Below are 12,691 nucleotides of genomic sequence, written 5' to 3' on the forward strand. Positions count from 1 at the left end.
ACGAATCGCGATTGCTGCGACGTCCAAACAAGCGGATCATTCCACCATGCCTCCCCAGACCGCCGTCCAGGCCGCCGCGACCCCGCAGGCGACCGAGGACTACATGCCGCTCAACGGCATCGACCACGTCGAGCTCTTCGTGGGCAACGCCAAGCAGGCCGCCTTCTTCTACACGCGCGCGTTCGGGTTCCAGCTCGTCGCCTACTCCGGCCTGGAGACGGGCGCGCGCGACCGCGCGTCCTACGTCCTGCGCCAGGGCCGCATCCGCCTCGTGCTGACCGGCGCGCTGGGCAGCGACTCCCCGATCGCCGAGCACCAGCACAAGCACGGCGACGGCGTGAAGGTCATCGCCCTGAGCGTCCCGTCGGTCGACGACGCCTGGCGCGAGGCCACGTTGCGCGGCGCCGAGGGCGTCGTCGAGCCCCACGCGATCTCCGACGAGCACGGCACCGTGCGCCTCGCGACGATCAAGACCTACGGCGAGACGGTCCACACCTTCGTCGAGCGCGGCGAGTACGCCGGCGCGTTCCTGCCGGGCTACACGGCGATGTCGGACGGCAGCGAGGACACGGGGATGCTCCTCGCGCTCGACCACATCGTCGGCAACGTCGAGCACATGGATCCGTGGGTGAAGTACTACGAGGACGTCTTCGACATGAAGGAGATGCTCCACTTCACCGACGAGGCGATCTCGACGGAGTACTCGGCCCTGATGTCGAAGGTCGTCACCAGCGGCAACGGCGTCGTGAAGTTCCCGATCAACGAGCCCGCCGAGGCCAAGCGCAAGTCGCAGATCGACGAGTACCTCGAGTTCTACGAGGGCCCCGGTGCCCAGCACCTCGCGGTGGCCACCCGCGACATCGTCGCCACCGTGGCCGAGCTGCGCCGCCGCGGCGTCGAGTTCCTCGACATCCCGGACGCCTACTACGACGAGGTCCCCGCGCGCGTGCCCGAGGTCCAGGACATCCTGGCCGACCTGCGCGCCCAGGGCATCCTCGTCGACCGCGACGACGACGGCTACCTGCTGCAGATCTTCACCAAGCCGGTCGGCGACCGGCCGACGGTCTTCTTCGAGGTCATCGAGCGCCATGGCGCCCGCGGCTTCGGCGACGGCAACTTCAAGGCCCTGTTCGAGGCGCTCGAGCGCGAGCAGGACCGTCGCGGCAACCTCTAGGAGTACGGTCACACCATGCGCTACGTCAGCCTCGGCCGGGTTCCCGCCAAGCGGCACGTGCAGTTCCGCGCAGAAGGGAACGGCAACGGCGCCGGCCCGTCCGGCGCGCTGCTCACCGAGGAGGTCCTCGGCTACGAGGGCTTCAGCGGCAACGAGACGATCCTGTACCACCTGCACTCGCCGTGCCGGATCGCGGAGGTCGGCGCGTTCGCCCCGATCCGGCGCGAGGAGTGGGTGCCCGACACCCACGTGCACCGGCTGGCCGACGCCAACGCGATGCCGCCCGGCGGCGACCCGCTCAGCGGGCGGCAGCTGTTGATGTACAACGGTGACATCGAGGTGGCGATCGCCAAGCCGACCGAGCCGCAGGAGGGCTTCCACCGCGACGGCGAGGGCGACGAGGTCTTCTACATCCACCGCGGCGGCGGCAAGCTGCGCACGAACTTCGGCCCCGTCGAGTTCCGCGAGCGCGACTACCTCGTCGTGCCGCGCGGGACGACCTACCGCTTCGAGGCCGATCCGGGTCTGGAGCAGTTCTGGGTGTGCTTCCACACGCCGGGCGAGATCGAGACGCCGAGCCGCTACCGCAACCGCTACGGCCAGCTGTTGGAGCACGCGCCGTACTCCCAGCGCGACTTCCACGGCCCGATCGAGGTCGAGACCCACGACGAGGCCGGCGAGTTCCTGCTGACCGTCCGCGTCCGCGACGGCGTCCAGGCCTACATGCTGGACCGCCACCCGTTCGACGTCGTGGGCTGGGACGGCTACGTGTTCCCCTACACCTTCAACGCCGACGACTTCGAGCCGCGCACGGGCCGCTTCCACCTCCCGCCGCCGGCGCACCAGACGTTCCAGGGGCAGAACTTCGTGATCTGCACGTTCGCCCCGCGGATGCTCGACTGGGACGAGCAGGCGGTTCCCCTGCCCTACCACCACTCGAACATCCAGTCCGAGGAGGTCATGTTCTACGCCGACGGCGACTACGCCGCGCGCAAGGGCGTGGACGTCGGCTGCCTGACGCTGCACCCCTCGGGCCTTCCGCACGGCCCGCAGCCCGGTGCGGTCGAGAAGGCGCTGGGCGCCAAGCGCACCGACGAGCTGGCGATCATGTGGGACACGTTCAAGCCGCTGAAGCTGGCGGCCCTGTGGCGCGATCACGACAAGCCGGAGTACGCGTACTCGTGGAATCCGGACCGGGCGGCCGCGGCCACCGGGTGACGCACGGACGCGGGCGCGCGATGATGCCGCGCTCGTGTCCCTCTTCGACCTCGAGTCGGTGACCGTCGCGGGCGTCCTGCGCCCGCGGCTGCACGACGTCTCGGTGAGCGTGCCCACAGACGGCATCACGGTCCTGCAGGGACCGTCGGGCTCGGGCAAGTCGACGCTGCTGCGGCTGCTCAACCGCCTCGAGGCGCCCGACGCCGGGTCGGTCCGCTACCGCGGCGAGGATCTCGCGGCGCGCGACGTCCTCGCCCATCGCCGCGAGGTCGGCATGGTCTTCCAGGCGCCGGTCCTCTTCCCCGGCACGGTCGCCGACAACCTCGCGGTCGCCCGGCCGCAGGACCCACCCGCCGCGCTGCTGGAGCGCGCCGGCCTGCCGGCGGAGTTCCTGGCCCGGGACGCCGGCACGCTGTCGGGCGGCGAGGCGCAGCGGGCCTGCCTTGCGCGGGCGCTGGGGACGCGCCCGCGCGTGCTGCTCATGGACGAGCCGACGTCGGCGCTGGACCCGGCCGCCTCGCGGCTGATCGAGCAGCTTGCGCGCAGCCTCGCCGCCGACGGCGTGCCGATCGTGCTCGTCAGCCACGACCGCGAGCAGGCGCGCCGGCTGGGCGACCGCATCATCGACCTCGACGAGGGCCGGGTGCTCGCCGCGTGAGCAGCAGCGGCGACGTCAGCTGGTGGGGCCTGGCCGGCTCGCTGATCATGATCGCCGGCGTCGCGCTCGTGAGCTGGCGCCAGCGCCTGCGGCTGGAGCGCGACCTCGCGGTCGCCGTGCTGCGCTCGCTGTCGCAGCTGCTGCTGGTGGGCGCGGCGCTGGGGATCATCGTCGACCCCGACACGTGGATCGGCTGGTCGTTCGTGTGGCTGACCGGCATGGTGCTCTTCGCGGCCGCGACGGTGAGCCAGCGCGCGCCGCAGCTGCCGGGCGTCTTCGGCGTCGCCCTCGCGGCGCTGGTCGCGAGCTCGGTCATCGGCCTGGGCCTGCTCTTCGCGCTGGGCATCTTCCCCGTGGAGGGGCGCACGGTCGTCCCGCTGGCCGGCATGGTCGTCGGCAACTCGCTCGCCGCCGGCGTGGTCACCGTGCGCCGGCTGGTGGACGCCGTCGCCGAGCGCCGGGCCGACCTGGAGGCGCGGCTGGCGCTCGGGCTGCCGTGGCAGCAGGCGGTCCGCCCGACGGTCCGCAACGTGCTGCGGACCGGCATCGCGCCCGATGTCGAGCGCATCAAGGCGCTGGGGATCGTGGTGCTGCCGGGCGCGATGACCGGCCTGATCCTCGCGGGCGTCGATCCGCTGGACGCCGTGCGGGTCCAGCTCGCGCTCATGTACGTGATCCTCGGCGCCGTGACCACGACCGCCACCGTCGTCGCGCTGCTCGGCACGCGCCGCCTGTTCACGGCCGACCATCGCCTCAGACCGCTGGCCCGGGACACGCGCGACGAGGGATGACCGGGGACTGTCCCCCACCGCCGTCCGGCGGACGACCGCCAGCGCCGGCGCTCAGGGACTGTCCCCACCCCGTCACACCCCATAGGGTGAAGGACATGGACTTCACGTGGCAGGACGGCGAGCGCACGGTCCGCTTCGGCCGGGGCGCCGTCGGCGAGGCGCAGCAGCTGCTGGGTGAGCCCTACATCCTGCTCACCACCGACCGGGCGCAGGAGATGGCGCCGGCGCTCGTGGAGTACGCGGAGGCCGTCCACCTCGTCGACCCGGGCTTCGTCGACCACCTCGCCGCCAACCTGCTGCACGTCGAGGGCGACCTCGTCGTGGCGCTCGGCGGCGGCCGCGTGATCGACACCGCCAAGGCGGTCGTCGGCGCCCGCGAGGGCGCCCGCGCCGCGGCCATCCCGACGACGCTCAGCGCCGCCGAGATGACCTCCGTCCACCGCCGCCCGGCCGGCCACGAGCAGCGGGCGCGCCAGGTCCGCCCCGCGATCGTCATCAACGACCCGGACTTGTCGGCCTCCCAGCCCGTCTCCGAGCTCGCCGCCAGCTCGGCCAACGCGCTGTCGCATGCGGTCGAGGCCACGATCACCGTCTTCGCGTCGCCCGTCCCGAGCCTCGCCGCCCGCGAGGCGCAGCGGCTCATCGACGTCGCCTGGCTCGTCGAGGGCGAGGATCCCAGCCACACCGGCCGTGAGCAGCTCGCGCTCGCCTCGCTGCTGTCGGGCTACGGCATCGACGCCGCGAAGTACGGCCTCGCCCACGTCCTCAGCCAGACGCTCGTGCGTGTCGCGGGCGTCGGGCACGGCCAGGCCAACGCCGCGGTCCTGCCCGCGGCCATCGCCGCGCTGGAGCGCCGCTTCCCCGGCCGGGTCGACCCCGACGGCTCGCTCGGCGAGCTGGCTCGCAGGCTCGCTCGCCGCGCCGGCGCCGACGGCATCCACCGCCTCGGCGTCACCGAGGCCCAGCTCGACGCGGCCGCCGACGCCGCCGCCCAGCGGCCCGACCTGTCCTACACGCCTCCCGCGGCCGACCGCGACGAGCTGCGGGCGATCTACGCAGAGGCGTTCTAGTGGGGGCCCGCGAGCCCGTGCTGGACCTGCTCCGCGAGACCGTCGACCGCGCGGCCGGGCACTGCGCCTACGCCGAGGCGCGCCACGTCCACGCGCTGCGCGAGGATCTCGCGATCCACGACGACCTGGTCGACGCCGTCGACGCCGACGAGAGCGCGGGGCTCGGCATCCGCGTCCTGGTCGGCGGCGCGTGGGGCTTCGCCGCGACGCGCGACGTGAGCTCCGCGGGTGCCGATGCGGCGCTGAAGCGGGCGCTGGCGGTGGCCGCGGCACAGCCCGCCGCGGGTGCCCGCCCGCTCGCTCCCGTGATGCCGTCGGTCGGCCACTGGGAAGGCCCGTGCGCGATCGACCCGTTCGCGGTCGGTCTGGAGGCGCGGCTCTCGCACCTCTTCGCCGCGGTCGCCGCGATGCGCGGCGACGCCCGCATCATCCGCGCCGAGGCCAGCGCGACGATGGTCCGCACGCGCAAGGCGCTGGTCACCAGCGACGGCACCGCGGTGACCCACACGGCGACCGAGTGCGGCGCCGGCCTGGAGGCCACCGCGGCCGCGGGCGGCGAGATCCAGACGCGCACGTACCCGAGCTCGCACGGCGGCAACGTCGCTGCGGCGGGATGGGAGCACGTGCTGGGCCTCGACCTCTTGGCGCACGCGCCGCGCGTCGCCGAGGAGGCCGTCGAGCTGCTGACCGCGCCCGAGCTGCCCGGGGGCCGGCGCACGCTGATCCTCCACGGCGAGCAGCTCGCGCTGCAGCTGCACGAGTCGATCGGCCACGCGCTCGAGCTCGACCGCATGCTGCTGGGCGAGGCCTCCTACGCGGGCACGAGCTGGGTCGCGCCCAGCGACCTCGACGCATCCCTGCGCTACGGCTCCGAGCGGCTGAACGTCACGGCCGACGCGACGCTGCCCGGCGGGCTGGGCACGTTCGGCTGGGACGACGAGGGCGTCCCCGCCGCCCGGACCATGTTGGTGGAGAACGGCATCCTGCGCGCAGCGCTCAGCGACCGCCAGTCGGCCGCCGCCGCCGGCCTGCCGCGCTCCGGCGGCTGCGCGCGCGCCGAGGGCTTCGCGCGCCAGCCGATCGTGCGCATGACCAACGTGTCGGTCGAGCCCGGCGACGCCGGCTCGCTGGCCGACCTCATCGCCGACACCGACGACGGGCTGTACCTGGAGTCCAACCGGTCATGGTCGATCGACGACCGCCGCTGGCAGTTCCAGTTCGCCACCGAGGTCGCGCGCGAGATCCGCGGCGGCGAGCTCGGGCGGCTGTACCGCAACCCGTCCTACGCCGGGATCACCCCGCAGTTCTGGGGGTCGCTCGACGCCGTCTGCGGCCGCCAGGAGTGGGGCCTCTGGGGGCTGACCAACTGCGGCAAGGGCGAGCCCGGCCAGATCATGCAGGTCTCCCACGGCACCGCGCCCGCGCGATTCCGCGACGTTCAGGTCGGTGTTGCGTGAGGCGGACGGCCTCGCCCGGGCGCTCGGGTTCCGCGCGCGAACTCGCCCAGGGGCTCGCTCGCGCGCGCGAGGGGGGTCCGGCGTGAACGGTCCGCTCGAGCTCTCCGAGCGCGCGCTCGCGTTCCTGCAGGGCGAGGGTCAGGCGACCGTCACGCGCGAGCGCTCGCTGCTGCTGCGCTACGCGAGCTCGGCCCCGACGCAGGCGACCGAGCTCGACGACACGTCGATCCACCTGCTGTCGCTGCGCAACGGCCACGTCGGCGCCGCCACGACCAACGTGTCGACCGACGAGGCGTTGCGCAACGCCGCCCGGCGCGCGATGGCCGCCGCCGAGGCCGCAGCGCGCGCTGCCGCCGGCCCGGGCGACCACCCCGGCCTGCCCGCGCCGCCCGAGGGCTACCGGGCCCACGACGGCTACGACCCGGTCACCGCGCGGATCGACCCCGCGCCCGGAGGCGCCGCCCTGCAGGCCGCGTTCGACGTCGCCGCCGAGCACGGCCTGGAGGCCTTCGGCGCCTGGACCTCGGGCGCGGTCGAGACCGCCCTGACCTCCACGGCCGGCATGCACGCCGTCGACCGGGTGACCGACGCCTACCTGAAGACGATCCTGCGCGACGCGCGCGGGCGCACCGGCTGGGACGCGCAGTCGGCGGCGAAGGTGGGCGACCTCGACGCCACCGCCGGGGCCCGCCGGGCCGCGGCCAAGGTCACGCCCGAGGAGCCCACCGTGCTCCCGCCCGGCGAGTACCCGGTGGTGCTCGACGCCGACGCCGTCGGCGGCCTGCTGGAGTTCCTCGGCTCGCTGGCGTTCAACGGCCAGGCGCACGCCGAGGGCCGCGGTGCGCTCGAGGGCAGGCTCGGCACCCGCGTCGCGGCACCCGCGATCAACCTCAGCGACTCGCCGCGCTACGCGCGCACGCTGCCGCGGGCGTTCGACTTCGAGGGCGTGCCGAAGGCGCCGATCCCGCTCATCCAGGACGGCGTCGCCCACCGCGTGGTGCACGACACCCGCTCGGCGGCGCTGGCCGGCGGTGGCGCGCGGTCGACCGGCCACGCGATCACGCCGGGCGGCGACCACCACGGGCCGACGCCGACCAACCTCGTGCTCGTCGGCGGCGGCGCGGCCGACGTCGCGGAGCTCGCCGCGCCCGTCGAGCGCGGCATCTACGTAACGCGCCTGTGGTACCTCAACGTCGTCCATCCCCAGCAGACGCTGCTGACCGGCACGACCCGCGACGGCACCTTCCTCATCGAGGACGGCAGGATCGCCCGGCCGCTGCGCGACGTCCGCTTCACCGACTCGGTCCTGCGCCTCCTCGAGACGACCGAAGCGCTCTCGGCCACCCCGCGGCTCACCAGCGAGGGCGAGTACTACGGTCGCCGTTTCGCCTGGGGCACCGTGGCGCCGGCGCTCCGCGCGCAGGGCTTCCGCGTGACCGGGTAGGCCGCCTGATTTTCAGGGGCCTTCCAGGGATCCATGTCGGACTGCCCCCGAAATACGGGGTCAATCCAGCATGCGTTGCCGTTCGTGGGCGAACGATGACCTTCCAGGCCGGCCCGGGCGGCGGCGCCGGGACCTCGCGAGGCGCCGTCGGTGACCTCGTAGGGCGTGGGCGTGCAGGGTCGCCTGCTGACATGTGCCAATCTGGCGGAACCCGGTGGATCTGGCGCGGCGGGGGTACAGCACCGCGCACCGCCGGAACCACCACCACCGAGGGATGAGAGGCACATGACCGATCAGACGTTCGCACCACCCGCGCCCGCTGGAGCAGTCACCGATGCTCGCGCGGGGTTCTGGATCCGCTTCGGCGCCGCCATCGTCGACGGCCTGCTGCTCGGCATCGTGAGCTCGATCCTGCAGATCGCGATGGGCGCCAGCGGCTACGCGCTCAGCCTGCTCGTCGGCGTGGCGTACTACACGTACTTCGAGGGTGAGAGCGGCCAGACCATCGGTAAGCGCGCCGTCGGCATCCGCGTCGTGGACATCGACGGCGGCGGCCCGATCGGCTACGGCCGGGCGTTCATCCGCTACGTCGGCCGCATCATCTCGACGCTCGTGGTCTTCCTCGGCTACCTCTGGATGCTGTGGGATCCGCAGAAGCAGACCTGGCACGACAAGATGGCCAACTCGGTCGTCGTGCCGCAGCGCTAGCGCGCTCCGCGCCGCCGGGTCCGACGCCTGCGCGTCGGGCTCGGCCCTAGGAGAGCTTGAGCAGGATGATGGTGTTGACCGCGAACAGGATGGCGAAGGCCACCGTCCAGCGGTTCAGGTTGCGCTCGACCAGCGAGCCGCCGCCGAGGGGGCCCGTGCCGCCGCCGACGCCGAAGGCGCCCGAGAGCCCCGCGTCCTTCCCCGAGTGCATGAGCACCAGGAAGATGAGGACGACGCTGATCGCGACCTGGACGATGGAGAGCACCGTTTCGAGCATGTCGTAGCTGATGGTATCCGCTCAGCGCTCTCCGGGCACGTCGACCGGCTTGCGCGCGGGCGGCGGCGCGGCGGCGTCCGCATCGCCGGCGGCGGTGGCCTGCTCGGCAGCCGCGGCCTCGGCGCCCTGGCGCATCCGCTGCGCCTCGGCCGCGCCCAGCGCGTCCAGCCGGCGCAGCAGCTCGACGGCCTCGGCGCGCAGCTGGCGATCGATCGCCTTCCAGTCGGCCTCCGAGAGCTTGCCCGTGCGGAAGTCCATCTCCGCCTCGCGGATCTCGCGGTAGCGCGCCTCCTTGGCGGTCTCCAGGTCGGCAAGCTGGGCCTGGTGGGCCTGGTCGTCGGCCTCGAAGCGCCCGCGGCGCAGCGGGCCCGCCACGACGTAGGCCGCGGCGAAGGCCGCCAGAAGCACGAGCAGGACGGCGAAGACGTCCATCGGCGACCGCCTACGCCCGGCCGAGCTCGCGCGCCACGCGGGCGGCGTAGCTCGCGGTCGCACGGCGGCGGGCGAGATCGGCGGTCGGCCACAGGCAGATCAGGGCGCCGAGGAAGACCATCAGCCCGCCGAGCCAGATCCAGGTGACCATCGGCGAGACGATCAGGCGGAACGTCGCCGGGGGCGCGTTCTTGCGGTAGCTGGTGACCAGCCCGTTGATCGCGGTGCCCAGCGCCTGGTCGTACTGCGCCTGCGGCAGCTTGCCGGCCGCGTCGCGGAACGTGTCGTCGCCGATCTTGACCGTCTTGAGCGTCGGATCGAGGTTCGGCGTCACGGCCGACCAGACGTCGCGGCCCAGCCCCGCCTTCATCGCGATCTCGCTGGTCGACTCGCCGTTGAAATAGCGGCCGATCGCACCGGCGAACGGCGCGCCCTCGATCGGGTAGTAGCCGCGCTCGGGCTGCAGGACGTCGATCTTCTTGCCGTCCTTGGTCAGCGTCAGGCGCGCACCGAACACGAGGCGCTCGACGCCCTGCTTGGTCACCACGATCCGCGACGTCGGCCGCTCGTACTTCACCGCGTAGCCGTTGCCCATCTTCTGGGTCTGGCCCGGCTTCATCTGCACGACCTTGACGTGCTGGAACGCCGACGAGGCGGCGACCCCGATGAACAGCACGGCCATCCCGAGGTGGATCGTGTACCCGCCATAGCGCCGGCGGTTGCGGCGGATGAGCGTCAGCAGCGCCAGCGGCGGCGCCTCGCCGGTCATCGCTCGCCGAGCCCGCACGCCGCGGACGAACTCCTGCGTGACGGTCCCGATCGCGAACGCCGCGATCGTGAACATCGCCAGCGCCAGCGGGCGCCCGGCCACGCCGAACGGGAGCAGCACGACCAGCGTCACCGCGCCCGTGATCAGCGGCCACGTGAAGTTGCGCCGGGCGTTCTTGGGGGTCGCCCGGCGCCATGCGATGACCGGCCCGACGCCCGACAGCAGCACGAGCGCGAGCGCCAGCGGCACCGTGTAGTTGTCGTACCAGGGCGGCCCGAGCGACTGCTTTTTGCCGGTCAGCGCCTCGGAGATCAGCGGGAAGAACGTGCCCCAGAAGACGACGAACGCCATGCCGACGAGCACGAGGTTGTTGCCGAGGAACATGGCCTCGCGCGACAGCAGCGAGTCGAGCTTGTGCTCGGAGCGCAGCGCGTCGCGGCGGCTGACGACGAGCGTCACCGACCCGAGGATCATCAGGCCGATGAGGATCACGAAGGGGATCCCGAGCGTCGACGCGCCGAACGCGTGGATCGAGTCGAGGATCCCCGAGCGCACGAGGAACGTGCCGAGGATCGCCAGCGTCCCGGTCGCCAGGATGAGCGAGGCGTTCCACGTCTTCAGCATCCCGCGCTTCTCCTGCACCATGATCGAGTGCAAGAAGGCGGTGCCGGTCAGCCACGGCAGCAGCGACGCGTTCTCCACCGGATCCCAGGCCCAGTAGCCGCCCCAGCCGAGCTCGGCGTAGGACCAGCGGGCGCCGAGCATGATGCCGATGCCGAGGAAGAACCAGGCGCCCAGGGCGAAGCGGCGCGTGGCGCCGATCCACTCGGCGTCGACCCGCCGGACGACCAGCGCGCCGACCGCGAAGGCGAACGGGATCGCCCACAGCGTGTAGCCCGAGTAGAGCATCGGCGGGTGGATCATCATGCTCGGGTGGCGCAGGAGCGGGTTGAGGCCGGTCCCCTCCTGCGGCGCCATCGCGAGCGTGTCGAACGGCGAGACGGCGAAGACCATCAGGCCGGCGAAGAAGGTCGCGAAGCCCAGCAGCACCGCGATCGCATACGGCTGGATGTCGCGCATCCGATGGCGCGTGGCGAACAGCACGATGGCCGACCACAGCGACAGCAGCCACAGCCAGAGCAGCAGCGAGCCCTCCTGCGAGGACCACGCCGCGGCGGCCTTGTAGAACGTCGGCGTCGTCGTCGAGGAGTGCGACTGCACGACGCTGAAGGAGAAGTCCGAGCGCAGGAACGCCAGCTCGAGGACGATGAAGGCGCCGGTCGTCAGGCCGGCCAGCGCGTAGACCGCGCGGCGCGCGGACGTGACCCAGTCGCGGCGATTGGCGATACCGCCGTACAGGCCGGCGCACACGCCGTACACCGCGATGGCGAACGCCAGGAAGGTCAGGCCACGGCCGAGGTCAGCCATGCCGCGATCAGGTCTTCTGGGTCTTGGACTCGGTGAACTTCGAGGGGCACTTCGTGACGAGCGAGTCCTTCTCGCCCACGAACGCATCGCCCTCGCGCTTCACCGTGACGATGACCTCGCGGCCGGCGCGGAACGTGTCCGCCACCGAGCCGGTGTAGACCACCGGGACGGCCGCCTTGCCGTCGCGATCGCGCACCTCGAAGCGGTACGTCGTGCCGTGCTTCTGGATCGAGCCGTCGACGACTCGGCCGGTCAGCTGGTAGGAGCGACCGGCGCTGGCGCCCGCGAGCAGCTGGCTCGGGGAGCGCGCTTCCGAGGAGGCGCTGAAGCTGGTGTAGACGAGCGCGCCTGCCAGCAGGACGGCGGCGCTCAACGCCACGACCAGGCGTACGCGGCGCTTGCGTGCGGGATCCATCGCCAGCCAGTATCGCAGCCTCGGCGCCGAGACCGAGCCCCAACCGGGGTTAGGCCAGGCGTCCAGGCGCGCTCAAGCGCCATCGGACCCCGACGACGACCCGGAACGAAACCTCTGGCATCCCACGGTGTCTGAGGTGGAAGACCCCATATGCGCGTCAGACCTCTCCGTCCCACCGACCGCCGCCCCCTCGCCGAACGCCGCCCGCACGTCTTCGGACGTCCGGCGGAGGAGGAGCCCGACGCGTCCGAGGCCGCTCCGGAGGCCCCGCCGGCGGGCGATCACCATCTGCAGGCCGAGCGCCGCCACCGCGCCTCGGTCGCCCCCGAGGACCACGCGCACTACGGCTGCTCCTGCGGCTTCCAGTTCCAGGCGCCGGTCTCGACGTCGGTGTCCTGCCCGCATTGCGGGACCGCGCAGGCCTGGTAGCCGAACGCTCGCCCAGAGGGCGAGGTTCGGACGCGGGTGTTCGCCCAGGAAGCGAAACCCGCAGGGCTGTAGCTTCGCGCCATGGCGACCGCAGACGTGACGATCATCGGGCTGGGGCGCAGCGACCCGAGCGCCAGCCGCTACATCGCCGCGATCCAGCGCCGGCTGGCGCAGCAGGACCGCGTGAAGTACCTCCTGCATGCGATGGGCACGTCGCTGGAGGGCGAGACCGCCGACATCCTCGCGCTCGTCGGCGAGCTGCACGCGGTGCCGTTCGAGCTTGGGCTGCCGCGGGTCTACACGGTGCTCAAGCTCGACGAGCGCCGCGACAAGGCGCAGACCCTCGAGGACAAGGTGGCGTCGGTGCAGCGGGCGCTGGGTGCGGATCCCGGCTGACGGTGGGCCCCGGCGCTGCGGCCAC

At 72.7% G+C, this 12,691-nt stretch carries 14 protein-coding genes; 10 read left to right on the plus strand and 4 right to left on the minus strand.

Going from position 1 to position 12,691, the window contains the following annotated elements:
- Positions 1-46 precede the first annotated feature (46 nt).
- The 8 genes from hppD to VK501_RS05815 all read left to right on the plus strand — a co-directional run bounded on the left by hppD (position 47) and on the right by VK501_RS05815 (position 8,520).
- Positions 47-1,174 carry a 4-hydroxyphenylpyruvate dioxygenase gene (gene hppD / locus VK501_RS05780; RefSeq protein WP_324335550.1) on the plus strand — a complete coding sequence of 376 codons (1,128 nt, stop codon included), beginning with the start codon at positions 47-49 and terminating at the stop codon, positions 1,172-1,174.
- 15 nt (positions 1,175-1,189) lie between these two features.
- Positions 1,190-2,392, plus strand: a complete 1,203-nt coding sequence (locus tag VK501_RS05785) for a homogentisate 1,2-dioxygenase (protein WP_324335551.1) — start codon at positions 1,190-1,192, stop codon at positions 2,390-2,392.
- 34 nt (positions 2,393-2,426) lie between these two features.
- The gene (locus tag VK501_RS05790; RefSeq protein WP_324335553.1) at positions 2,427-3,050 is read left to right on the plus strand and encodes a phosphate ABC transporter ATP-binding protein; all 624 of its coding nucleotides are present in this window, start codon (positions 2,427-2,429) and stop codon (positions 3,048-3,050) included.
- Positions 3,047-3,841, plus strand: a complete 795-nt coding sequence (locus tag VK501_RS05795) for an ABC transporter permease (protein WP_324335555.1) — start codon at positions 3,047-3,049, stop codon at positions 3,839-3,841. The genes VK501_RS05790 and VK501_RS05795 overlap by 4 nt, the downstream gene beginning before the upstream one ends.
- A gap of 95 nt (positions 3,842-3,936) precedes the next feature.
- Entirely contained in the window at positions 3,937-4,911 is a 975-nt protein-coding gene (locus VK501_RS05800; protein WP_324335558.1) for an iron-containing alcohol dehydrogenase, read from the plus strand.
- Positions 4,911-6,368, plus strand: a complete 1,458-nt coding sequence (locus tag VK501_RS05805) for a TldD/PmbA family protein (protein ID WP_324335560.1) — start codon at positions 4,911-4,913, stop codon at positions 6,366-6,368. Before VK501_RS05800 ends, VK501_RS05805 begins: the two co-directional genes overlap by 1 nt.
- A gap of 82 nt (positions 6,369-6,450) precedes the next feature.
- Positions 6,451-7,812: a metallopeptidase TldD-related protein gene (locus tag VK501_RS05810; RefSeq protein WP_324335562.1), complete on the plus strand. Its 1,362-nt coding sequence runs from the start codon at positions 6,451-6,453 to the stop codon at positions 7,810-7,812.
- A 285-nt stretch (positions 7,813-8,097) separates the two neighbouring features.
- Positions 8,098-8,520 carry an RDD family protein gene (locus VK501_RS05815; protein WP_324335564.1) on the plus strand — a complete coding sequence of 141 codons (423 nt, stop codon included), beginning with the start codon at positions 8,098-8,100 and terminating at the stop codon, positions 8,518-8,520.
- 46 nt (positions 8,521-8,566) lie between these two features.
- Here the strand turns inward: VK501_RS05815 and secG are convergent, their stop codons facing one another.
- The 4 genes from secG to VK501_RS05835 are packed head-to-tail and all read right to left on the minus strand — an operon-like array spanning position 8,567 to position 11,841.
- A complete protein-coding gene (secG, locus tag VK501_RS05820; protein WP_324335566.1) occupies positions 8,567-8,797 on the minus strand; it encodes a preprotein translocase subunit SecG in 231 nt (76 codons plus the stop codon).
- A gap of 21 nt (positions 8,798-8,818) precedes the next feature.
- A complete protein-coding gene (locus VK501_RS05825) occupies positions 8,819-9,229 on the minus strand; it encodes a hypothetical protein (protein ID WP_324335568.1) in 411 nt (136 codons plus the stop codon).
- A gap of 10 nt (positions 9,230-9,239) precedes the next feature.
- Entirely contained in the window at positions 9,240-11,426 is a 2,187-nt protein-coding gene (locus tag VK501_RS05830; RefSeq protein WP_324335570.1) for a heme lyase CcmF/NrfE family subunit, read from the minus strand.
- Positions 11,427-11,433: 7 nt separating this feature from the next.
- Entirely contained in the window at positions 11,434-11,841 is a 408-nt protein-coding gene (locus VK501_RS05835; RefSeq protein WP_324335572.1) for a cytochrome c maturation protein CcmE, read from the minus strand.
- Positions 11,842-11,991: 150 nt separating this feature from the next.
- Between VK501_RS05835 and VK501_RS05840 the strand changes: the two genes are divergently transcribed.
- Both VK501_RS05840 and VK501_RS05845 read left to right on the plus strand, forming a co-directional pair.
- On the plus strand, positions 11,992-12,270 hold the full coding sequence (locus VK501_RS05840; RefSeq protein ID WP_324335574.1) for a hypothetical protein: 279 nt from the start codon (positions 11,992-11,994) through the stop codon (positions 12,268-12,270).
- Between the two features lie 81 nt (positions 12,271-12,351).
- Positions 12,352-12,666 (plus strand): MTH1187 family thiamine-binding protein, encoded by a 315-nt coding sequence (locus VK501_RS05845; RefSeq protein ID WP_324335577.1) that lies wholly within the window; start codon positions 12,352-12,354, stop codon positions 12,664-12,666.
- Positions 12,667-12,691 lie beyond the last annotated feature (25 nt).

It is taken from the genome of Baekduia sp., assembly GCF_035318805.1.
GTDB lineage: Bacteria > Actinomycetota > Thermoleophilia > Solirubrobacterales > Solirubrobacteraceae > Baekduia.